15 protein-coding genes are annotated in these 22,051 nt (G+C 56.1%); 7 read left to right on the forward strand and 8 right to left on the reverse strand.

The features are described 5' to 3' along the window. Nucleotides 1–85: 85 nt before the first annotated feature. Nucleotides 86–2,518 (forward strand): glucose/quinate/shikimate family membrane-bound PQQ-dependent dehydrogenase, encoded by a 2,433-nt coding sequence (locus AC1UKS_RS05930; RefSeq protein WP_134822564.1) that lies wholly within the window; start codon nucleotides 86–88, stop codon nucleotides 2,516–2,518. An 85-nt stretch (nucleotides 2,519–2,603) separates the two neighbouring features. On the opposite strand, the gene AC1UKS_RS05935 is transcribed toward AC1UKS_RS05930, so the two are convergent. From AC1UKS_RS05935 to xseA, 3 genes are all read right to left on the reverse strand, one after another. Further along, the gene (locus tag AC1UKS_RS05935) at nucleotides 2,604–2,936 is read right to left on the reverse strand and encodes a protealysin inhibitor emfourin (protein ID WP_482436096.1); all 333 of its coding nucleotides are present in this window, start codon (nucleotides 2,934–2,936) and stop codon (nucleotides 2,604–2,606) included. Beyond that, entirely contained in the window at nucleotides 2,936–3,949 is a 1,014-nt protein-coding gene (locus AC1UKS_RS05940; RefSeq protein WP_482436097.1) for a M4 family metallopeptidase, read from the reverse strand. The genes AC1UKS_RS05935 and AC1UKS_RS05940 overlap by 1 nt, the downstream gene beginning before the upstream one ends. Before the next feature lie 101 nt (nucleotides 3,950–4,050). Next, nucleotides 4,051–5,430, reverse strand: coding sequence for an exodeoxyribonuclease VII large subunit (gene xseA / locus AC1UKS_RS05945; RefSeq protein ID WP_482436098.1), 1,380 nt, complete (start codon nucleotides 5,428–5,430; stop codon nucleotides 4,051–4,053). 170 nt (nucleotides 5,431–5,600) lie between these two features. Here xseA and guaB point away from each other — a divergent pair, with 170 nt between their 5' ends. Both guaB and guaA read left to right on the forward strand, forming a co-directional pair. Then, nucleotides 5,601–7,067 carry an IMP dehydrogenase gene (gene guaB, locus AC1UKS_RS05950; RefSeq protein WP_013203383.1) on the forward strand — a complete coding sequence of 489 codons (1,467 nt, stop codon included), beginning with the start codon at nucleotides 5,601–5,603 and terminating at the stop codon, nucleotides 7,065–7,067. A gap of 81 nt (nucleotides 7,068–7,148) precedes the next feature. Further along, a complete protein-coding gene (guaA, locus tag AC1UKS_RS05955) occupies nucleotides 7,149–8,729 on the forward strand; it encodes a glutamine-hydrolyzing GMP synthase (RefSeq protein WP_482436099.1) in 1,581 nt (526 codons plus the stop codon). A gap of 96 nt (nucleotides 8,730–8,825) precedes the next feature. On the opposite strand, the gene mgtE is transcribed toward guaA, so the two are convergent. Together mgtE and AC1UKS_RS05965 are read right to left on the reverse strand one after the other, a co-directional pair. Beyond that, nucleotides 8,826–10,262 (reverse strand): magnesium transporter, encoded by a 1,437-nt coding sequence (mgtE, locus tag AC1UKS_RS05960; RefSeq protein ID WP_013203381.1) that lies wholly within the window; start codon nucleotides 10,260–10,262, stop codon nucleotides 8,826–8,828. 124 nt (nucleotides 10,263–10,386) lie between these two features. Beyond that, the gene (locus AC1UKS_RS05965; protein ID WP_013203380.1) at nucleotides 10,387–10,563 is read right to left on the reverse strand and encodes a YfgG family protein; all 177 of its coding nucleotides are present in this window, start codon (nucleotides 10,561–10,563) and stop codon (nucleotides 10,387–10,389) included. Between the two features lie 287 nt (nucleotides 10,564–10,850). Here AC1UKS_RS05965 and AC1UKS_RS05970 point away from each other — a divergent pair, with 287 nt between their 5' ends. Next, nucleotides 10,851–13,067: an EAL domain-containing protein gene (locus AC1UKS_RS05970; RefSeq protein ID WP_482436100.1), complete on the forward strand. Its 2,217-nt coding sequence runs from the start codon at nucleotides 10,851–10,853 to the stop codon at nucleotides 13,065–13,067. A 25-nt stretch (nucleotides 13,068–13,092) separates the two neighbouring features. On the opposite strand, the gene tehB is transcribed toward AC1UKS_RS05970, so the two are convergent. The 3 genes from tehB to ppk1 are packed head-to-tail and all read right to left on the reverse strand — an operon-like array spanning nucleotide 13,093 to nucleotide 17,294. After that, nucleotides 13,093–13,698, reverse strand: coding sequence for a tellurite resistance methyltransferase TehB (tehB, locus tag AC1UKS_RS05975; protein WP_265911252.1), 606 nt, complete (start codon nucleotides 13,696–13,698; stop codon nucleotides 13,093–13,095). Then, the gene (gene ppx / locus AC1UKS_RS05980) at nucleotides 13,695–15,227 is read right to left on the reverse strand and encodes an exopolyphosphatase (RefSeq protein WP_105760877.1); all 1,533 of its coding nucleotides are present in this window, start codon (nucleotides 15,225–15,227) and stop codon (nucleotides 13,695–13,697) included. Before ppx ends, tehB begins: the two co-directional genes overlap by 4 nt. Nucleotides 15,228–15,233: 6 nt before the next feature. Then, entirely contained in the window at nucleotides 15,234–17,294 is a 2,061-nt protein-coding gene (gene ppk1, locus AC1UKS_RS05985) for a polyphosphate kinase 1 (RefSeq protein WP_013203375.1), read from the reverse strand. A gap of 157 nt (nucleotides 17,295–17,451) precedes the next feature. Here ppk1 and AC1UKS_RS05990 point away from each other — a divergent pair, with 157 nt between their 5' ends. From AC1UKS_RS05990 to pstB, 3 genes are read left to right on the forward strand one after another with little or no spacing between them, the layout of a single operon-like run. After that, the gene (locus AC1UKS_RS05990; RefSeq protein ID WP_482436101.1) at nucleotides 17,452–19,587 is read left to right on the forward strand and encodes an ABC transporter permease subunit; all 2,136 of its coding nucleotides are present in this window, start codon (nucleotides 17,452–17,454) and stop codon (nucleotides 19,585–19,587) included. Next, a complete protein-coding gene (gene pstA / locus AC1UKS_RS05995; RefSeq protein ID WP_482436102.1) occupies nucleotides 19,584–21,230 on the forward strand; it encodes a phosphate ABC transporter permease PstA in 1,647 nt (548 codons plus the stop codon). The genes AC1UKS_RS05990 and pstA overlap by 4 nt, the downstream gene beginning before the upstream one ends. A gap of 13 nt (nucleotides 21,231–21,243) precedes the next feature. Then, nucleotides 21,244–22,017 (forward strand): phosphate ABC transporter ATP-binding protein PstB, encoded by a 774-nt coding sequence (pstB, locus tag AC1UKS_RS06000; protein ID WP_482436103.1) that lies wholly within the window; start codon nucleotides 21,244–21,246, stop codon nucleotides 22,015–22,017. Nucleotides 22,018–22,051: the final 34 nt, after the last annotated feature.

The following is a 22,051-nucleotide window of genomic DNA, read 5'->3' on the forward strand; positions in this document are numbered from 1 at the left end:
GCTACCAGCCAACCTTGGTGTTTGCGGTACAGATGCAAAATGAAGATTGTGCTGAAGCCCTATTTTGTTCAGGAGTATTTTTACCATGTCTCAACTGAATGCCCGGCCATCAAAATGGCTGAGCTTGTGGTGCGTATTGCTCGGGTTAATCCTGCTGGCGACCGGCCTTTTCTTTGTGATTGGTGGCGGGAAACTGGTTTCACTGGGCGGTAGCTGGTATTTCGTTATTGCCGGCGTGTTCACCGTTCTTTCCGCGATTCAATTCTTCCGCCGCAAATCTTCTGCCGTGACGATTTTCGCGCTGGTGTTCATTGGCTCGGCCATCTGGGCCGTGCAGGACGCGGGCATGGATTTCTGGCCGTTGGTTTCCCGTCTGATGACGCTGGCCGGTCTGCTGTTGGTGGCGATGATTACGCTGCCAGCCCTGCGCAAGCGCGAAGGCAAATCATCAGCGGCTAAACCGGCTTACGCGATCTCTGCGGTACTGGTGGTTGGCCTGGTGGCCACGCTGGTGCAGATGTTCCAACCGCATCCTACCGTGGCAAACGGTCAGGAATTGCCACTGGTTCCTGTTGCGAAAGATCAGCAGCAGAAAGACTGGGACAACTACGGTAATACCCCTGGCGGTAGCCGCTTTGTGGCGCTGGACCAGATCACACGCGATAACGTGAAGGATCTGAAAGTTGCCTGGACCTACCACACCGGTGATATCCCACTGAGCCCGGACGGCAATGGTGCGGAAGATCAGCAGACGCCTCTGCAGGTTGGTAACACCGTGTTCCTGTGTACGCCGCACAACAACGTGATTGCCGTTGCGGCTGATACCGGCAAGCAGATCTGGAAAGCGGACATCAATGCGAAATCCTCCGTCTGGATGCGCTGCCGTGGTCTGGCATACTTCGATGCCACCAAACCCTTGACGCAGCCTGCTGCGCCGGGTTCAAACGCGCCGGCACCGGTTAATCTGCCTGCAGGCGCTGCCTGTCAGCGTCGTGTTCTGATGAACACCATTGATGACCGTCTGATTGCGCTGGATGCCGATAACGGCCAGTTCTGTGCTGACTTCGGCAAGAACGGCACCGTTGACCTGCGTGAAGGTATGGGCGATGCAAAAGACCCAAGCTATGTACTGACGTCAGCGCCAACGCTGGCTGGCAGCACCGTCGTGGTGGGTGGACGTGTGGCGGATAACGTCAGCACCGATATGCCTGGCGGCGTAATGCGTGGCTTTGACGTGATCACCGGTAAAATGCGTTGGGCATTCGATCCAGGCAAAGACGATCCAAATGCGATCCTGATGCCGGGCGAACACTTCACCCGCAGCACGCCTAACTCATGGGCACCAATGTCTTACGACCCGAACATGAACACCGTGTTCATCCCGATGGGCAGCTCGTCTGTCGATCTGTGGGGCGTTAACCGTACCAAGCTTGACCACAAATACGGCGCAGCGGTTCTGGCCGTTGATGCAACGACCGGTAAAGAGAAGTGGGTTTACCAGACCGTGCATAACGATCTGTGGGACTTCGACCTGCCAATGCAGCCAAGCCTCGTCAACTTCCCGATGAAAGATGGCAGCAAGAAACCGGCCGTGGTGATTGGCACCAAGTCTGGTCAGATTTACGTTCTCGATCGTCTGACCGGTGAGCCACTGACCAAAGTGGAAGAGCAGGCGGTTCCGACGGCTAACATTCCGAACGAGCAGTATTCCAAAACTCAGCCACGTTCAGTGGGCATGCCGCAGATCGGCAACGAAACGCTGAAAGAGTCTGACATGTGGGGTGCAACGCCGTTCGATCAGCTGGCATGCCGTATCAGCTTCAAGTCTATGCGCTATAACGGGCTTTATACCCCGCCAGGCACCGATATCTCCCTCAGCTTCCCGGGCTCTTTGGGCGGGATGAACTGGGGTAGCATGTCTACCGATCCAAACCATAACTACCTGTTCGTCAACGATATGCGTCTGGGTCTGTGGCAGCAGATGGTTGCTGCGGCACCGGCGAAAGATGGCGCGGTTAACAACGGTGGCGAAGCCGTTAACACCGGTATGGGCCTGGTGCCGATGAAAGGCACGCCGTATGCAGTGAACAAAAACCGCTTTATGTCGCCGCTGGGCATTCCTTGCCAGAAGCCACCGTTCGGTACGCTGTCTGCAATCGACCTGAACACCCAGAAAATCGTCTGGCAGGTGCCGGTCGGTACCGTGCAGGATACCGGTCCGTTTGGTATCAAAATGCATGCACAGATGCCAGTCGGTATGCCAACGCTGGGCGGCACCATGGCCACTCAGGGCGGCCTGGTGTTCATTGCCGGTACTCAGGATTACTACCTGCGCGCCTTCGATACCGCAACCGGTAAAGAAGTGTGGAAAGCGCGTCTGCCAGTGGGCAGCCAGGGTACGCCAATCAGCTACGTCTCACCAGAGAACGGGAAGCAGTACATCCTGATTTCTGCAGGCGGTGGCCGTCAGTCTCCAGACCGTGGCGACTACGTGATTGCTTACGCACTGGATAAATAAGTCCTGCGGGGGAAACCTCTGAAGGCCTGAAAAAACAAAGCCCCTTCATCACTGAAGGGGCTTTTTTATTGTCTGTCGGTCAGGGCTATTGACCGTCCTGCCACAGTTGTACCAACGCCGGCGGTGCCTGATCTTCGGCGATGATAATCACGATGTTACCCAGCCGATCGGGCGTGGCATAGCTGATCTCAATGCGGTAATAGCGCCGATCGCCTTGCCCGGCCCGGCTCTGTTCTGCCGGCGATTCAGCCAGCGGCATCGCCTGACGCAAAACATTGCACACATGCTCACGCTGAGGCCCGCTAAGCTGTGCCAGCGCGATGCGTCGCGGTCCCGACAGTTTAGGGATATAAGCAAAGCCTCCTTCACGCGCCACATCAATCACCGCGTCATCGCTCAGTTCCGGCAAGCTGTCCATCAGAGTACGCCAACCTGTTTCCAGGCCTCTTCGATCGCCTGTGCGACGGATTTGTTGAAGCGTTTCTCGCCATGCTTGATGGTGAAACCAGCAAAGGTTTTGAAATCGGCATTCTGTGGCAGGGTTTTGTCACACACCGTGTCATACCAGGCGTATCCGGCCAGTTCCCACGCATAACCGCCCAGCGCTTTTGCCGCCAGATAAAATGCGCGGTTAGGAATGCCCGAATTGAGGTGTACACCGCCGTTATCATCGCGGGTCTGGATGTAGCCTTTCATGTCGGCGGGCTGCGGATCCTTGCCTAATAATGGATCGTCATAGGCGGTACCGGGCGCTGACATCGATCGCAGGCCTTTGCCTTTGATTTTTTCTGCCAGCAGGCCTTCACCAATAATCCAGTCGGCCTGGTCGGCCGTCTGCTTTTGATGGAACTGCTTCACCAGCGAGCCAAACACATCCGACAGCGATTCGTTTAGCGCACCAGCCTGCTCGAAGTAAATCAATCCGGCTTCGGTTTCGGTGACGCCATGTGCCAGTTCATGACCGACCACATCCAGCGCGATGGTAAAGCGATTAAATATCTCGCCGTCTCCATCACCGAACACCATCTGCTGACCGTTCCAGAAGGCATTTTGATAGTTTTTGCCATAGTGGACGGTGCCTTTCAGCGTCAGGCCCTGATTGTCCAGCGAGTTGCGTTGGTAGGCCTGCCAGAAGAAATCATAGGTAAAACCAAGATAGTCATATGCCTCGGTCGAGGCGATATCGCTGCCTGCGGGCTGTCCTTCGCGACGAACCAGCGTACCGGGCAGATTTTGCGTCTGTTCTGAATCGTAAATTTCCCGCTGGACCTCGCCGGGCGTGGCGTTTGTTGTGCCTTCAGGTTTGATCCAGTTCTCGGCCATCAGCGTCTGAACGTGGACTAACGTATTGCGCGCACAGCTTTGTTGCTGCCCGGAACCGTTATCGATTATTTTGCGCAGGATGTACGGGGGAATAACGCCATAGTGCATACCAAACTCCCTGGTCGATGATGAGTATGCGAAAAGTATAGTCGCCAGGGGAGAGTTGTGCGGTGAAGTCAGTACCGCCTGTCAATCGGGCGGCTTCACCATCAGGCTGCGGGTTTTTTTGGCTGGCGGACTTTTTTAGTGGGGGTCACGGCGGTGACTTCGCTCTCAACCCAACCGTCATCTAAACGGGTTTTCAGCGTGTCGCCGGTCTGCACCTGGCGGGTCTTTTTCACTACCTGGCCATCCTGAGCGGTAGTGACGCTAAACCCACGCGCCAGCGTCGCCAGTGGGCTGACGCCCTCAAGTTGCGCGGTAAGCGTTGAGAAGCGCTGTTTACCGCCATTCAGCTGCTGCTGCATCGCCTGTTGCAGACGGTATTGCCACTGCTGCAGATTCTGTTGAGCACGATGGATGCGTGCCTGCGGCTGAAACGCGCTAAGACGCTGCTCAGCGCGTTCTTGCTGACGGCCAGCCTGACGCACTCGTAACTGCATTGCGTCGTCCAGACGGCGTTGCAGACGCATCAGCGCGGTCTGCTGACGGGCCAGGCGTAACTGTGGGTGCTGCTGCTGCAAACGATGCTGAATGCGGGTGAAGGTTCGGCTCTTCTGCGCGAGGTAATAATCCATCGCCATTTCCAGCCGGGTTTGCTGAGATTGCAGCTGACGCAGCAGTTCGATTTGGTTACGGCTCACCAACTCGGCGGCAGCGGAAGGCGTCGGTGCCCGCAGGTCGGCAACAAAATCGGCGATGGTCACATCGGTTTCATGGCCAACGGCACTGACAATCGGAATGCGGCTGGCGTAAATCGCGCGGGCAACCCGCTCGTCATTGAAGCTCCACAGATCTTCCAGGGAGCCGCCGCCGCGTCCCACAATCAGCACATCACATTCTGCACGGGCATTAGCGGTTTCGATGGCGCGAACAATGCTGGCCGGCGCATCCACGCCCTGAACCGGGGTAGGGTAGATCACCACCGGCAAGGAGGGATCGCGGCGGTGCAGCACGCGCAGCACGTCATGCAACGCGGCGCCGGTGGACGAGGTGATCACCCCAACCTGACGGGCCGGGTCCGGCAACGGCTGTTTGTGGCTCTGTTCAAACAGCCCTTCGCTCATTAGCTTCTGCTTCAGCTGCTCGAACTGCTGTTGCAGCAGGCCTTCACCCGCGGGCTGCATGCTTTCGGCAATCAGCTGGTAATCCCCGCGAGGTTCATACAGGGTGATGGTTGCTCTGACTAACACCTGCTGACCATTTTGCGGCCGGAAGGTCACGCGCCGGTTGCTGTTGCGGAACATCGCACAGCGAACCTGAGCGCCATCGTCTTTCAGAGTGAAATACCAGTGACCGGAAGAGGGCTGTGAGAAGTTGGAGATTTCAGCACTCAGCCAGACCTGGCCCATTTCCATCTCCAGCAGCTTGCGCACTGTGGTATTGAGACGGCTGACGGTAAAAATATTGGCTGATGGCGGTAGCGACATGTGATGAAGATCAAACTTTAAATCAGAGGGTTAATTGACCGATACTACAGGCCTGACTGGTGGGATCAAGAACTTTTCGTAAATAATGCTGGAGGCAATCGATTACGGCCTGTATAATGCCGCGGCAATATTTTACAAGTTCTCATTCACCCTGAGGTTGAGATATTGCCATGCTAAGAATCACTAAAGAAGCCCTGACTTTCGACGACGTTTTGCTCGTTCCTGCTCACTCCACAGTCTTACCAAACACGGCTGACCTCAGCACCCAGCTTACCAAATCTATCCGTCTGAACATCCCAATGCTTTCCGCTGCTATGGATACCGTGACCGAAGCGGGTCTGGCTATCGCACTGGCACAGGAAGGTGGACTCGGCTTTATCCACAAAAACATGCCCATCGAGCGCCAGGCGGAAGAAGTTCGCAAGGTGAAAAAGCATGAGAGTGGTGTGGTCACCGATCCACAGACCGTTCTGCCAACCACCGCGCTGAGCGATGTGAAAGTGCTGACCGAACGTAACGGCTTTGCTGGTTACCCGGTGGTTAACGGCGACAACGAACTGGTCGGTATCATTACCGGTCGTGACGTGCGCTTTGTGACCGACCTGAGCCTGCCGGTTTCGGCGGTAATGACCCCGAAAGACCGTCTGGTTACCGTTCGCGAAGGCGAAGCCCGCGAAGTGGTTCTGCACAAAATGCACGAAAAACGCGTAGAGAAAGCGCTGGTGGTGGATGATAAATTCCATCTGCTGGGCATGATCACCGTGAAAGACTTCCAGAAAGCCGAACGTAAACCTAACGCCTGTAAAGACGAGCATGGCCGTCTGCGTGTGGGTGCTGCGGTGGGTGCCGGAGCCGGTAACGAAGAGCGTGTTGATGCGCTGGTGGCTGCGGGTGTTGACGTGCTGCTGATTGACTCCTCACACGGCCATTCTGAAGGCGTTCTGCAACGTATCCGTGAAACCCGTGCGAAATACCCCGATCTGCAGATCCTCGGCGGCAACGTGGCGACCGGTGCAGGCGCACTGGCGTTGGTTGAAGCTGGCGTCAGCGCAGTGAAAGTCGGCATCGGTCCGGGTTCCATCTGTACCACGCGTATTGTGACCGGTGTCGGTGTGCCTCAGATTACTGCGGTATCCGACGCGGTTGAAGCGCTGGAAGGCACCGGGATTCCGGTTATCGCCGATGGCGGTATCCGCTTCTCGGGCGATATCGCTAAAGCCATCGCTGCCGGCGCAAGCGCGGTCATGGTTGGCTCAATGCTGGCCGGTACCGAAGAATCTCCGGGCGAAATCGAGCTGTATCAGGGCCGTTCATTCAAATCCTACCGTGGCATGGGTTCGCTGGGCGCAATGTCCAAAGGCTCCTCTGACCGTTACTTCCAGACCGACAACGCGGCGGACAAACTGGTACCGGAAGGGATTGAAGGCCGTGTGGCTTACAAAGGCCGTCTGAAAGAGATTGTTCACCAGCAAATGGGTGGCCTGCGCTCCTGTATGGGTCTGACCGGTTGTGCTACCATCGACGACCTGCGCACCAAAGCAGAATTTGTCCGCATCAGCGGCGCCGGTATTTCGGAAAGTCACGTTCACGATGTGACGATCACCAAAGAGTCCCCGAACTACCGTATGGGTTCGTAACATCGCAGAACCCCACGCCCGGCTTAGCCGGGCGTTTTACTCCTTTTCCCTGAATTTGTTATATCGCCCTGGAATAGCCCAATGACGACGGAAAATATTCATAAACATCGCATTCTGATCCTTGATTTCGGCTCGCAGTACACGCAGCTGGTTGCACGCCGCGTGCGTGAGCTGGGCGTCTACTGTGAACTGTGGGCGTGGGATGTCACCGAAGAGCAGATCCGCGGGTTCAACCCGAACGGCATCATCCTTTCTGGTGGTCCGGAAAGCACCACCGAGCACGCAAGCCCACGTGCGCCTGAGTATGTCTTCAATGCGGGCGTGCCGGTGCTGGGCGTGTGCTACGGCATGCAGACCATGGCAATGCAGCTGGGTGGCAAAGTGGAAGGCTCTAACGAGCGTGAATTTGGCTATGCACAGGTTGAAATTGCCTTGCAGAGCGCACTGACCCGTGGCATCGAAGATTCCCTGAGCGCAGATGGCAAGCCGCTGATGGATGTCTGGATGAGCCACGGCGACAAAGTGTCTGCTATCCCGGCTGATTTCGTCACCGTTGCCAGCACGGATTCCTGTCCGTTTGCAATTATCGCCAACGAAGAGAAGCGTCTGTATGGCGTGCAGTTCCACCCGGAAGTGACGCATACCCGTCAGGGCCTGCGTCTGCTGGAGCGTTTTGTTCGCGATATCTGTGAATGTGAAGCGCTGTGGACGCCGGCAAAAATCATCGAAGATACCGTTGAGCGTCTGCGTGAGCAGGTGGGCGACGACAAGGTCATTCTCGGCCTGTCTGGCGGTGTGGATTCTTCTGTGACCGCGATGCTGCTGCACCGCGCGATTGGCGACCGTCTGACCTGCGTGTTTGTGGACAACGGCCTGCTGCGTCTGAACGAAGCCGGGCAGGTGATGGATATGTTCGGTGACCACTTCGGTCTGAATATCATTCACGTTGCCGCTGAAGACCGTTTCCTTGATGCGCTGTCGGGCATCGACGAGCCTGAAGCGAAGCGCAAGACCATTGGCCGCGTCTTCGTTGAAGTGTTCGACGAGCATGCCACCATGCTGCAGGACGTGAAATGGCTGGCTCAGGGCACCATCTATCCGGACGTGATCGAGTCTGCTGCATCTGCCACCGGCAAAGCGCACGTGATTAAGTCGCACCACAACGTGGGTGGACTGCCGAAAGAGATGAAGCTGGGTCTGGTTGAGCCGCTGAAAGAGCTGTTCAAAGACGAAGTGCGCAAAATCGGTCTGGAATTAGGTCTGCCTCACGACATGCTGTTCCGTCACCCGTTCCCGGGTCCAGGTCTGGGTGTTCGCGTGTTGGGCGAAGTGAAGAAAGAGTACTGTGACCTGCTGCGTCGTGCGGATGCCATCTTTATTGAAGAGCTGCATAAAGCCGACCTGTACAACAAGGTCAGCCAGGCGTTCACCGTGTTCCTGCCAGTGCGTTCCGTAGGCGTGATGGGCGATGGCCGTAAATACGATTGGGTTGTTTCTCTGCGTGCCGTAGAGACCATCGACTTTATGACCGCGCATTGGGCGCACCTGCCGTATGAATTCCTCGGCCGCGTCTCTAACCGCATCATCAACGAAATCAACGGTATCTCCCGTGTGGTTTACGATATCTCCGGCAAACCCCCGGCGACGATTGAGTGGGAATAGCATTCAGCTAACCCGTTCTGAACGTTGAGACTAAAGCCCGCGTAATCGTGGGCTTTTTTATGTCCGTTATCAGGCAGCTGGGCGGAGAATGACCGGTTAGTGGATCAGGAAAATCGTCGCCAGACCGAGGAAAATAAAGAAGCCGCCGGTGTCGGTCAGCGCGGTGATTAATACGCTGGAACCGACCGCGGGATCCCTTTTGAATTTGGTCATCATTAACGGGATTAGCACACCCATTAACGCGGCCAGCAACAGATTCAGCACCATCGCCAGCATCATCACGCCGCCAAGCGCCGGATTGCCATACATCGCCCAGGTGACGCCGCCCATAATGCCTCCCCAGAACACTCCGTTAATCAGCGCGACGCCAAGCTCACGGCCAATCAGGAAGGAGAAGTTGCCCGGTTCGACCTGGTGCAATGCCAGAGCACGGACAATCATGGTTATGGTCTGATTACCGGTATTGCCGCCGATGCCCGCGACAATCGGCATCAGTGCCGCAAGCGCGACGATTTGCGAAATGGTGCCTTCAAATAATCCAATCACCCGTGAGGCGACAAACGCGGTACACAGGTTCACCGCCAGCCAGGTCCAGCGCGTGCGCACCGATTTACGTACCGGCGCGAACACGTCCTCATCCGGGTTCACCCCACCCATTTTACGGATGTTGCTGTCGTTTTCTTCGTTAACCAGGTCGACCACATCCTCGATGGTCACGCGGCCCATTAACTTGCCCTTGGCATCAATTACCGCCGCAGAGATCAGGTTATAACGTTCGAAGGCCCCGGCGGCATCTTCCGCCTTATCATCGATGCGGAAGGTGGTCGGCTTGTCGTTCATCACTTCATGAACCATCTTCTTCGGCTTGTTCAGCAGAATGTCAGTCAGCGCCAGTTCACCTAGCAGGGTGTTGTGCTCATCGGTGATAAACAGCTTATCGGTACCATCGGGAATGGATTTTTTACGCCGCAGGTAACGCTGCACGGTGGCAAGGGTTACGTCGGCAGGCATGGTGATCAGCTTGAAGTCGGTGATGCGACCGACGCGATCGCGATCGAAATCCATGACTTCCAGCACGCGGGAGCGTAACGCCGGATCCAGGGAGGTCAGCAGTCGGCCGGTTAAATCCCGCGAAAGATATTTTGACAGGTAAACCTGCTCATCAATATCCAGCGGGGCGATGGCGCGCAGCAAATCGCGGTCGCTCATCTCTTCGATCAGGCTGTCCCAGACGCTTTCAGAGGCTTCGACCAGCACCATCCCGCGGCGCTCGGTGTCAATCAGATGCCACAATGCCAGGCGTTCATCTTCCGGCAGGGCTTCCAGCAGGTCAGCAATATCCGCGGCGTGCAGCAGGGGAATATACTGTCTGATTTCTTCCGCCTGTTCCTCGTGCGCCCTGGCTTCGGCAGGTGTTTCATTTAGCGGACGTTCAAGCAGCGTATCGACCAGATCGCCGTCATTTAACAGCAAATTGAGGATACGGCCGCGGATTTCAGCAAGTTGCTGGGCATGGGATAAGGCTACAGACATAAAAATTCCCTTGTGTCTGGCAAAAGACGAGCGAGACGGTAAGTATTGCTCAAATCAGGCAAAAGAGTGAGAGAAGTCGCATTTTTATAGCAACTCCCTGGGGGGAATACGATGACAGAGCCGATTATTTCGTTATGACGGTAGGCACAGCAACGTCCTGATTTTTTTGCTGATGATGTTTGATGGCGCCGGGCACCACAAAAATTAACCGCCCCACTAAGATAATAAAGCTCACCAGCAATATAATTCGAGTCATATGGCTGGTTTTACGACGTTTTCTAAATGACATAGCGCTATTCACGCAACGGTTCCTGAAATTAGCCCGCAGGCATTAATACAATTTAGGCACAGCCAGCCCAGCAGGTCAACGTTGAGGCTGCGCGCTGGCCAACAGATTGCCCCAAATCAGATTTTGACAAGGCTAAACGATCATTTGCTTAAACGCGTCGGCATTAACGACAGCAAATCAGCCAGGTTTGATTGAAATCAATTTTTCCTTAACTGCTGACTTTACTATAACCGAATCCATCACAAGAAACGTGCAAAGACCTGTTACGGCCTGACGTTTTTGCCAACCTGTCGAGCACCATGAATATCACTAACTGGATCTCTCGCTTCAGTCAAAGCGTCTTCGGATTACCGCTGATTTTGCCGTTGCTACTGATGCCGCTTTCCACCCAACTCTCCATCCGCCTGGTGGTGGATGGCGGCTATGTCTATCTCATCTACCTGCCGCTGGCTATGTACATTGCCATGCTGTTGGTTTTTGACTGGCGTGCGATGCCGGGTATTGCGCTGGTGCTGAGCCTCTACTATTTCTCCCGCTTTAGCCCGCTGCCTGCCGTGCTGATTATTGGCGTGACGCTTGCCGTGCTGGCGCTGGGTCTGAAGGGCTATAAGTTTCATGCTGGTAAACGCTACAAGGCAGATTATGGTGGCCTGAGCCTGACACAGGTGCGCCTGGTTTGGCTGGCATTTTTGACGCCGACACTTTTCATCTTGGGCATGCAGGGCGTGGCAACAACAGGTGTGGTCGCGCTTGATGGCACGGTTTTCACCCCTGGCTTATTCACCCTGCACACGCTGCTGAATTATCAATCCGTACTGCTGTCCTGCGTGACGATGGTGCAGATTTACTACTTTGCTATCCGTTGCCTCCGCAAGCCACGATTTATTCGGGTGATCTATTGTCGGCTCACCCGTCAACGGGCGGCCAATCTCCACCGGTATGAGTGCGTGGCCTGGCTCTCGCTGGTGGCGTTTCTGTTGGTGATGTTGCTGCTGATGCAGCAAAGCGAAGACAACCTGTTGGCCAGCGATTATGGCCTTCCTTTGCTGCTGCCGCTGATGCTGTGGTCAGCGATGCGGTTTGGCTACCTCTTCACGTCATTGAGTTGGGCTGTGCTGCTGGTGGTGCTGTACCAGTTACGTGACCGATTTCTCTGTGCTGAGACCGAGCCCTACCATTTGGCGGTGATGTCGGCGAACCTGCTGGTATTTAGTCTGACAATTCTGATGATGGCGGCAATCAGTACCCGCCAGCGGCGGATCTTACTCAAAACCAGGCTTGCCGCCTTAAGCGATCCGGTTTTTAACTTACCCAATTTGCGCGCACTCAACGCGGATTTAAATGAAACCCCGCTGAACATTCTGTTTTATCTGAGCATTCCTGAACTCGACACGCTCAGCCGTATGTATGGATTACGGTTGCGCATCCAGTACAAGCGCAGCCTGGCGAACTATCTGCTCAGTGACCTGCAGCCGGGCGAGGATGTCTACCAGCTGCCCGGCTTTGATCTGGCGATCAGGCTTAATTACACCGCTCGCCAGCAACGTATAGAAAGCATTGAGGCCAGTCTGAAAGCGTTCCATCTGCGCTGGGAAGGTCTGCCGATCCATCCCGATATAGGCATCAGTTATTGCACCGTCCGCCGCCCGGTGACGCATCTTTACGAGCTGTTGGGCGAGATGAGCGCCATGGCCGAACAATCGCTCAGAACCGGTATTGCGGAAAGCTTGCTGCGTAATAACAGTCTGCCGGTTCAGCGCCTGATCGCAGAAAAGGTGGCGGTGATGGACGAGATCCGCGACAGGCTGCGGAATCAGGGCTATCCGCTCCTGGCGCAGCGGGTACAGGGCGTGCGGGGAGATGATTACTACGACCTTTCGCTCAGCATGCAGGACAGCTCAGGACAGACGCTATCCCCGGAGAAACTGAATGAGCTGGGGTTGAGCTGGGAAGTGGATCGTTGGACGCTCGAGCACGTGCTGGCCTTTGCCGACCGGCAGCGGGATCGGCTTGCCGTCAGCCGTTTTGCCGTGACCCTGTTCATTTCCAGCTTGTGCCGGCCCACGCTGGCCAACGAGATCAAAGGGTATCTGGAACTTTATGACCTGCAGCCCTGGCAGTTGATTATCCAGGTGGCGGATTCGCCGCTGATGAATCAGGCCAGATGGGGCGGGCGTTCCGCTTTACAGCTGCTGCAACTGGGCTGCCGGGTGGTGGTCACTGATTTTGGCAGTGAGTTTGCCGGCTACGCCAGGCTGAAAGAGCTGGAAGGCGATATGCTTAAAGTGGACGCGCGCTTTATCAGCAGTATGCTGCATAACTGCCTGGATTATCAGGTGATAGCGGCAATCTGTGCGCTGGCACAAAGTAAGCGCATGGGCATTATTGCCTGTGGCGTAAATTCACCGGAAACCGAACAGGCGCTGCGCCAGCTCGGAGTGGATTATTTTCAGGGGGAAGCGATCGGTGCGGCAAGGCCGTTGCAGGAAATGATTCAGGCCGGCGTGGAGAAGTGATGTAGCCAGCCTGAATCTGCAGAGATTAGTCTTTAGCGATCTCTTTCTGTGCCAGCAAGGTAGCAAAGCGCAGCGAAATACGATTGCCGTGCTCGTCAGTGCGATGCAGCTGACCGACATGCTCGTTGTATTTCAGGATGTGCCATTTGCGGTAGTAGTCGCTAAGCTCACCGGATTTGAAGGCGAAAGGGAAGCCCTGATCGCACGGATAATCGTCGGTATCCATCGCTGCAACAATCAGGTTATAGCCGCCTTTGACTGTGCTGGCCTGCATATCGGCAATCAACTGCGGGATGGTTTCCGGCTGCAGGAACATCATCACCACGGTAGACAGCACAAAATCCCAGCCGCCGTTGAAGCGCAGATCGTTGAGATCTTTTTCTGCGGTCTCGATCCCGCTCAGTTGCTCATCGGCAATGATCTGGTTCAAACGCGCCAGGCTGGCCGGATTATTGTCCCAGCCAGTGACCTCAAACCCTTTCAGGTTGAGGTAGAGCGAATTTCGGCCGCTGCCGCAGCCAACGTCCAGCGCCCGCCCAGGTGCTATCAGTTGCAGCGCTTCCATCACTTCGGAATGGGTCGGGGAAAGCTGATATTTTTCGGTGTAGTAGTCATCGGGCCTGACAATCATGGCTTGTTCTCTTCCTGAATCGTTAACTGCCAGCCAGTGACCTCTTTCCAGTAGCTTTGCTCGCGTTCTAAATCGAGCTGTACCAGGTTGTTCTGGCTGAAATAGTCGACCGGGAAAGTCAGCGTCCAGTGGCCATCATCCGTATCCAGTTTCAGCACGTCCGGCGTGTTGGTGGCCTGACGCTGATTATTCAGCAGCGTGGCAAGGCGCAACAGGAACACTAACGGCAGGAACTGCTTTTTCTTGAACAGGGTAAGACGAGGCATCTCATCGACTTTCACCGCTTTACGGTGGAAGCGTACCAGGGTTGCCAGCAGCGTCTGTTGATCCTGGTTAAAGCCCGGCAAATTGGTATTTTGCAGGATATATGCGGAGTGGCGCTGCATGCCGCTGTGGTTGATGGTCAGTCCGACTTCATGCAGCATCGCGGCCCATTTCAGCATGGCTGAAAGTTGCGGATTGGTCAGCTTCGGATTCTGTTCGCGCCACTGAAGGTAGAGCTTTTCGGTGGTTTCCAGCACGCGACGCGCCTGGTCGCTGTCGATGGCATAATGATTGGCCAGACTTTGCGCGGTACGGCTGCGAATATCCTGATGACGGAAACGGCCTTCCATTTCATACAGCACGCCTTCACGCAGCGCGCCGTCCGACAGACGCAGTTCGCGAATGGCCAGCGCATCGAACACGCCGCTGAGGATGGCTAAACCCGGTACAAACACCGCTTTGCGGTCTTCAGACAGGCCGGGCAGGCTCAGGGCATCAAACGATTTATGTTTGATCACTTCGTCGTACAGCATCTCAATGCGTTCAGGCGTGATGAGCTTCTCTTTCTCGCCCATCGCCAACAGCACTTCACAGGCGGCTTTGATGCTGCCAGACGCGCCAAGGGCAAACTGCCAACCGGTCAGGCGATATTGCCAGGCCATGGTTTCCAGCTTTTGCGCAGCGGCCAGGCGGGCGCGGCGGAAGTTCTCTTTGCTGATCACGCCGCCAGGAAAGTAGAGGTTAGCAAAACTGACGCAGCCCATGCGGCGGCTCTCGACCAGCTTGGGCTCGAAGTCTTCACCGATCACCATTTCCGTTGAGCCGCCGCCGATATCAATGACCAGCTTGCGTCCTTTTTCCGGCTGCGTGTGCTCGACGCCCATAAAGATCAGACGGGCCTCTTCATTGCCGGAAATCACCTCAATCGGGTAGGGGATGACATCGGCGGCACGACGCAGGAAATCTTCGGCGTTGACCGCTTCACGCAGCGTGTGAGTACCGACGATGGTCACATTGGCCGGGCTGAAACCCTGTAGACGCTCGGCAAACAGCGCCAGGCAGCTTAACCCGCGCTCAATCGCTTCTTCGCCCAGCACGTTATTGTGATCCAGGCCGTCGGCCAGATGAACCCGCTGTTTCAACCTGCCGAGCACCTGCATGGCACCATCCACCACGCGGGCAATCACCATATGAAAACTGTTCGAGCCCAGGTCGATTGCGGCGAATTCCTGCGGTTTGGGCGTATTTTTCTGGGATATTGGCATAGTGAGTTAGTCAGGTTGTTCCAGAGATTTAATGTAATCGTAAATAGCCAGTTGGGCGCGCACTTTGCGGCGATTGCCGCGCGGAACATACTTATTGCTCAACTCTTTGTCTACGAAGCGCGCTTTAAGCGTATCACTTAACAGGATGCCAATAATATCCAGCACCCGCTGTTTCAGAATAGGGTCAAGAATGGCGACGGCCACTTCGATACGGTAATCGATATTGCGGGTCATCCAGTCAGCTGAGGAAAGATAGACTTTTTTGTCGCCACCATTATCAAAAATATAGACGCGATCGTGCTCAAGGTAGCGGTCAACAATACTAATTACGCGGATATTTTCACTGATGCCTTCCAGATTGGGGATCAGTGAGCACATGCCACGGATCAGCAGATCGACCTTCACGCCGACGCTGGAAGCGGTATACAGCCTGTCGACCAGGCCTTTATCCACCAGATTGTTCACTTTAAGCGTGATGCCAGCCTGAATGCCTTTCTGCGCATTGGCGATCTCATTGTCGATCAGTTGGTACAGCATCTGGCGCGAGTTCTGCGGCGAAACCATCAGATGCTCGAAGGTAACCGGGCGATAAGGGTTTTCAATAAAGTTAAACACCCGGCGCACTTCGTTAGTTATACGCGCATCGGCGGTTAACAATGAGTAGTCGGTATAAATACGCGCGGTTTTTTCGTTGAAGTTACCGGTGCCGATATGGGCATAACGGGCAATCTCGCCGTTTTCACGTCGTGAGATTAAGAACAGCTTGGCGTGAATTTTCAGTCCAGGGGCCGAGAAAATCACGTGTACGCCGGCTTCCGTCAGACGCTTGGCCCAGTGAATATTCGCTTCTTCATCAAAGCGCGCCTGCAGCTCCACCACCACGGTGACTTTTTTGCCGTTATAAGCCGCATGGATCATCGCGTCGATAATGCGCGAGTTCTTGGCAACACGGTAAATATTGATTTTGATGGCTAACACCGCCGGGTCAAACGACGCCTGACGCAGCAATTCCAGCACATGTTCAAAGGTGTGGTAGGGATAATAGAGCAGCACATCGCGATTACGGATGGCATCAAAGCCGTTACGGAATCGATCGAACCAGATGTGGCGCAACTGCGGCAGCGGTTTGTTAACCAGATTCGCCTTGCCGACGTTAGGGAAGGTAATGAAGTCTTTAAAGTTGTGGTAACGGCCACCCGGCACAATCGAGTCGTAGTTAGTGATGTTCAGCTTTTTACTCAGCATCTCAACCATGGCATCCGGCATATCACGCTGATAAACGAAACGCACTGGCTCGGCGGTTAAACGCTGCTTCAGACTGGATGACATCAGTTCCAGCAGGCTGGACTCCATTTCGGTGACCAGATCGTATTCGGCATCGCGCGTCATCTTCATGGAATAGGCGTTCAGCGCATCGTAATCAAAGAAGCCGCGGAAAATATCGCCCAGGCAATAGCGTAAAATATTGTCCAACAGGATCATCGGTTTGCGGCGACGCGGCGTTTCCGGTGGCAGATTGACGAAGCGCGGCACCTTGTCTGACGGGATTTCCAGCAGCGCATAGCTGATCTGATCGCCACGAATGATCTCTACCGCCAGATAGGTGTAGTCATCCTTCAGAAACTCAATCAAGTCGGTGTCGTGATTGACCAGAATCGGCGTGATGTGCTGACGCAGTTGGTGTTTGAAATAGTGGCGCAACCAGCTCTGCTGGTTTGGCGAAAGCTGGCGCTCGTTAATCAGGAAGATCTGATTACGGGCCATCTCCAGCAGCAAATCATTGTACAGGCCGTCGAATTCCTGGTCCGCTTTCAACACCCTCGCCTGAATTTTTTTCAGTAAGTGGCGCGGGGTATTGGGAATGCCTTGCTCTTCACCAATCAGAATGCGGCGTTTCAGGTCGGCGAAGCGGACTTTATAGAACTCCTCCAGGTTATTGGAGTAAATGCCTAAAAAGCGCATACGCTCAATCAGGGGGTTGGATTTATCTGCCGCTTCCTGGAGAACGCGCTCATTGAACGATAACCAGCTCAACTCTTTTTCTATATACAGCTTTTCCTGACCCATTTTTACTCCGTATGAAGATCCTGCCCTTGACCGGCCATTGTCTCACTTCATTATGGCGAGAGTATGGCAGGAAAGTCCAACGGACATTGTTGATTGTCTTATTAACCACATACGGGCAACATAGCGGCTTCAACGCCCACAGGAAAGCACTTAACGCATGAGTTCGACCCCCATTCCCGCCCAGTTCAACGACCGGCGCCGTCAATTTATTGATCGGCTGACTCGCCGCGTCGTCAGAGTCTGCGGGCTGGCGATCCTGCTGGTGATGCTGCTGCTGTTTGTCTGGCTGCTCTGGGTGGTGGTGCCGCTGTTCTCGTCACCGTCGATTGGCAGTGCGCAGACCATCAGGCTGCCCGCCTCAACACCGTTAGTGGCGCTGGGCATGGATACCCGGCAAAAGTGGGCATGGCGAATTGACCGCCAGGGACAGGGCATGTTTATCCCGCTTGATGCACAGCCGCCGTCCGTCGCCTTTCCGCTTGCCGCTGGCGAAGTCAGTGCCGTGACGTCCGCCGATAACGGCAGCGTGTTGCTGCATAGCGCCAGCGGGCTGGTGCTGGTTCAACCACAGTTAACGGTCAGCCACGACGAACCGGTGTGGAAGTTCCCGCTCGGCGATCGACCGTTAGCGGGCAGCGATGCCAATGCAACGGTCATGAGCCTGGCCCATGCCGACGATCGCTGGCTGATTGCTCAGGGCAGTGCACAGCAGATCACGCTGTTGCAGTATGCGGCAGGCGCTGTGCCTGAGAAATTTACGCTTGCGGTGCCGGACATCACCCAACTGCTGCTTTCCCCGGATGGCAAACTGCTGTTCGGCGTCGCCGGCAATATTCTCCGCGTCTGGCGGATCGCCCCGGAAGGGCCGGTTCTGCGCGACACGCGCACCTTAACCCGCGCACCCGAGCGAATTGCCTTACTGAGCGGCGGAAGCTCGTTGCTGGTGTCAGATGCCAATGGGATTGCGCAGTGGTTTGATATCGCAAGCGAAACCGGGCCGCACTTGCAACCTGTCCGCCAGTTTGCCGGAGCAGAAGATCGCGGGCTGCTGTTCAGCGAGGCGCATCGCCGGGTGTTTGCCACGCTCAGCCCCTCCGGTGAACTCAAGCTGTATGCCAGTAAGCAAAAAGGCGCGATTTTGTCACGCCAGCTTGCTGCCAATGCCGAAAATGGCGCATTTTCGCCGCAGGGTGATGGTTTGCTGCTGGAGCACGGCGGCATGTTGCAGCATTACAAAATTGATAACCCGTGGCCCGATATCAGCTGGCGCAACCTCTGGCAAAAAGTCTGGTATGAACACTATCCATCGCCTGATTACGTCTGGCAGTCCACCTCGGCTAATGACGAATATCAGGGCAAATTCAGCCTGGTCCCCATGGTAATTGGCACGCTAAAAGCGGCTGGCCTGGCGATGCTGTTTGCCACGCCGCTGGCACTGGCTGCGGCAATGTATACCGCCTGGTTTATGGCACCGGGCTTACGGCGCTGGGTGAAACCGGCGATCGAGATGATGGGCGCCTTGCCCAGCGTGGTCATCGGCCTGATTGCCGGATTGTGGCTTGCCCCGCAGCTGGCTGACAAACTGCTCGGCGTGCTGTTATTGCCGCTGATGCTGGCTGGCGTCCTGCTTTTATGCAGTTGGGCCTCGCTGAAACTGCCTGCGCGCTGGCGTCGCCGCCTGTGTGATGAAGGGCGTGAAATCTGGATACTGCTGCCGCTGATGCTGCTGACCGGCGTCTTCTGCCTGGGGTTGCTGCCCGCTATTGAGCACAGCCTGTTTGGTCAGGGGCTGGCCGACCGTTTCAGCAGCAGCTATCAACAACGTAACTTACTGATTGCCGGCGTGGCGATGGGTTTTGCGCTGGTGCCGTTAATATTCACCCTGGCGGAAGATGCCATCTTCAGCGTGCCGGCATCGCTAGGGCAGGGCTCACTGGCGCTTGGCGCAACGCAGTGGCAAACGCTCACTCGGGTGGTGGTGCCAGGCGCCTCTTCCGGCATTTTCGCCGCCCTGATGATTGGCTTTGGTCGGGCGCTGGGTGAAACGATGATTGTATTGATGGCAACGGGCAACACGCCGGTCACCGAAGGCGGTTTACTGCAGGGGGTGCGCAGCCTGGCGGCTAACGTGGCGATTGAAATGCCCGAGGCGGCTGCCGGAAGCGGTCACTACCGCATCCTGTTCTTAAGCGCGCTGGTGCTGCTGGTGTTTACCCTGACGGTAAATACCCTGGCTGAACTGATCCGCCAGCGCCTTCGCCGGCGTTATAGTCAGCAGGAGGAGACGCTATGAGTGTGGTGATGAATAATCACCGCTGGCGCTGGCTGACCGGTGGCGCGGTAGCGGTCAGCCTGCTGGCCTTTATTTTGCTGATCGCTCTGCTTGCCTGGCAGGGCATGACCTATTTCTGGCCGCATCCGGTCACGCTCTATACGGTTCAGCAAACGGTCGGCACCACGCAGATGCTGGGTGAAGTCGCCCAGTCACAGACGGTTTCCCGCCAGCAGCTTGAGGAGAGTGGCCGCGTGTTGCCAGCCGGGCTGCCACAAGAGCTGACCCGCTATCTGATTAAAACCGGCAACCGCGATTTCGCCGCGTCCGATTTTCACAGCATCTTAAGCAGCCAGATTGTGTCCAGCGAGCAGCCTACCGGGGTGATCGCGCTGCAACGTCGTACCGGCGGCATGGCGTACGGCTGGTTCGACGGCCTGCTGGAGAACGGTCAGCCGCTGGTGGCGCGCAATATGATGCGTACCTTGCAGCAGCGGATAAAACAGTCGCAACAGCATATGTCGCAGGCGGAGAAAATCCGCCGGGTGAGCATGGCCAGGCTGAACAGTGAACTGGAGCAGCTGGCGCAGCAACAGCGGCATCTCCAGCAACAGCACCAGTACACGGCGCAGGCACAGTCGATCCATCAGGCGGACAGTGCCGAGCTGCAGCGTCAGTTTGTGCAGAAAGCCCAGCAGCTCAGCGACCTGAATGATGAAAGCAGCAGCACGGTGCTGATCCTGCGGGATGCCCAGGGCCAGCAGCACCGCATTGCGATGAACGAGATCCTCGGCGCCTGGTATCCCAATGCGATGAGCTACGGCGAGAAATGGCTGCATTTGGCCTGGCAGATCTGGCACTTTGTCAGCGGCACCCAGGGCGACAGCCTGGGCGAAGGCGGCGTGTTCCCGGCAATATTTGGCACCGTGCTGATGGTGCTGCTGATGTCGATCGTGGTGATGCCGCTGGGGGTGATCGCGGCAATCTGGCTGCATGAATATGCCGGAAACGGCCTGATGACCCGGCTGGTGAGGATTGCGGTGGTAAACCTGGCGGGCGTGCCTTCGATTGTTTACGGCGTGTTTGGCCTCGGCTTCTTTGTCTGGCTGGTTGGCGGCAGCCTCGACAAGCTGTTCTTTGCCGATGCCTTGCCCGACCCTACCTTTGGCACGCCTGGCCTGCTGTGGGCCTCGCTGACGCTGGCATTGCTGACGCTGCCGGTGGTGATTGTCGCCACCGAAGAAGGCCTGTCGCGTATTCCTAAATCCCTGCGTCAGGGCTCACTAGCCTTAGGGGCTACCCAGGCGGAAACGCTGTGGCACGTGACCCTGCCGCTGGCCGTTCCGGCGATGCTGACCGGCCTGATCCTCGCCGTGGCGCGCGCGGCAGGAGAGACCGCGCCGCTGATGCTGGTGGGCGTGGTGAAAATGGTGCCAGAACTGCCGATCGATGCGGTGTTTCCTTATTTGCATCTGGACCGTAAATTTATGCACCTTGGATTCCAGATTTACGATCTGGCTTTCCAGAGCCCGAATGCTCAGGCGGATCGCCCGCTGGTCTTTGCCACCGCGTTGTTGCTGGTAACGATAATTCTGGCGCTGAACCTGCTGGCGATGGTGTTACGACATCGCCTGCGGGAACGCTATCGCGCCCTGATGAACTGATGGTGAGAGAAAAATGGTGAAGTCCGATTTGCTGGAAAGCACGCTTGAGCTGGAGAACCTGTCGCTGTGGTATGGCGAAAAGCAGGCGCTGAATGAGATCAACCTGCGGATCCCTAAAAATCGCATCACCGCGCTGATTGGCCCTTCCGGGTGCGGGAAATCGACGCTGTTACGCAGCCTTAACCGGATGAACGAACTGATTGATGGCTGCCGCACCGAGGGCGATATTCGCCTGAATCAGCAGTCGATCCTCGGCGGAAGTCAGGACTTATCCTCGCTACGTCGGCGCGTTGGCATGGTATTCCAGCGGCCCAACCCGTTTCCGAAAACCATCTATGAAAACATCGTTTATGGCCTGCGCCTGCAGGGCGTACGCGATCGTCGGGTGCTGGATGAAGCGGTTGAGCGGGCGTTGCGGGCGGCGGCGCTGTGGGGCGAAGTGAAGGATAACCTGTGGCAGAATGCGCTGACGCTGTCCAGCGGTCAGCAGCAACGACTGGTGATCGCCCGTGCCATTGCGATTGAGCCGGAAATTTTGCTGCTGGATGAACCGACCTCGGCGCTGGATCCGATTTCGACGCTGGTGATTGAGGAGCTGATGAGCAGCCTGAAGCAGCACTTCACGCTGATTCTGGTAACGCACAATATGCAGCAGGCCGCGAGGGTGTCAGATTACACCGCGTTTATGCATCAGGGGAGCGTGGTGGAGTTTGGCGAGACTGACGAACTGTTTACCACGCCGCGCCAGCGTCGCACGGAAGATTACATCACCGGCCGCTACGGTTAATAAAAAAGGGGAGATCGACGATCTCCCCCTTGAT

Source organism: Erwinia sp. AK-PDG3-5, assembly GCF_056821705.1.

Coding starts and splice junctions, on each gene's coding strand:
- AC1UKS_RS05930 (WP_134822564.1), top strand. CDS start 86: ATGTCTCAACTGAATGCCCGGCCATCAAAATGGCTGAGCTTGTGGTGC.
- ppk1 (WP_013203375.1), bottom strand. CDS start 17,294: ATGGGTCAGGAAAAGCTGTATATAGAAAAAGAGTTGAGCTGGTTATCG.
- guaB (WP_013203383.1), top strand. CDS start 5,601: ATGCTAAGAATCACTAAAGAAGCCCTGACTTTCGACGACGTTTTGCTC.
- xseA (WP_482436098.1), bottom strand. CDS start 5,430: ATGTCGCTACCGCCATCAGCCAATATTTTTACCGTCAGCCGTCTCAAT.
- AC1UKS_RS05935 (WP_482436096.1), bottom strand. CDS start 2,936: ATGGACAGCTTGCCGGAACTGAGCGATGACGCGGTGATTGATGTGGCG.
- pstB (WP_482436103.1), top strand. CDS start 21,244: ATGGTGAAGTCCGATTTGCTGGAAAGCACGCTTGAGCTGGAGAACCTG.
- tehB (WP_265911252.1), bottom strand. CDS start 13,698: ATGATTGTCAGGCCCGATGACTACTACACCGAAAAATATCAGCTTTCC.
- pstA (WP_482436102.1), top strand. CDS start 19,584: ATGAGTGTGGTGATGAATAATCACCGCTGGCGCTGGCTGACCGGTGGC.
- guaA (WP_482436099.1), top strand. CDS start 7,149: ATGACGACGGAAAATATTCATAAACATCGCATTCTGATCCTTGATTTC.
- mgtE (WP_013203381.1), bottom strand. CDS start 10,262: ATGTCTGTAGCCTTATCCCATGCCCAGCAACTTGCTGAAATCCGCGGC.
- AC1UKS_RS05990 (WP_482436101.1), top strand. CDS start 17,452: ATGAGTTCGACCCCCATTCCCGCCCAGTTCAACGACCGGCGCCGTCAA.
- ppx (WP_105760877.1), bottom strand. CDS start 15,227: ATGCCAATATCCCAGAAAAATACGCCCAAACCGCAGGAATTCGCCGCA.
- AC1UKS_RS05970 (WP_482436100.1), top strand. CDS start 10,851: ATGAATATCACTAACTGGATCTCTCGCTTCAGTCAAAGCGTCTTCGGA.
- AC1UKS_RS05940 (WP_482436097.1), bottom strand. CDS start 3,949: ATGCACTATGGCGTTATTCCCCCGTACATCCTGCGCAAAATAATCGAT.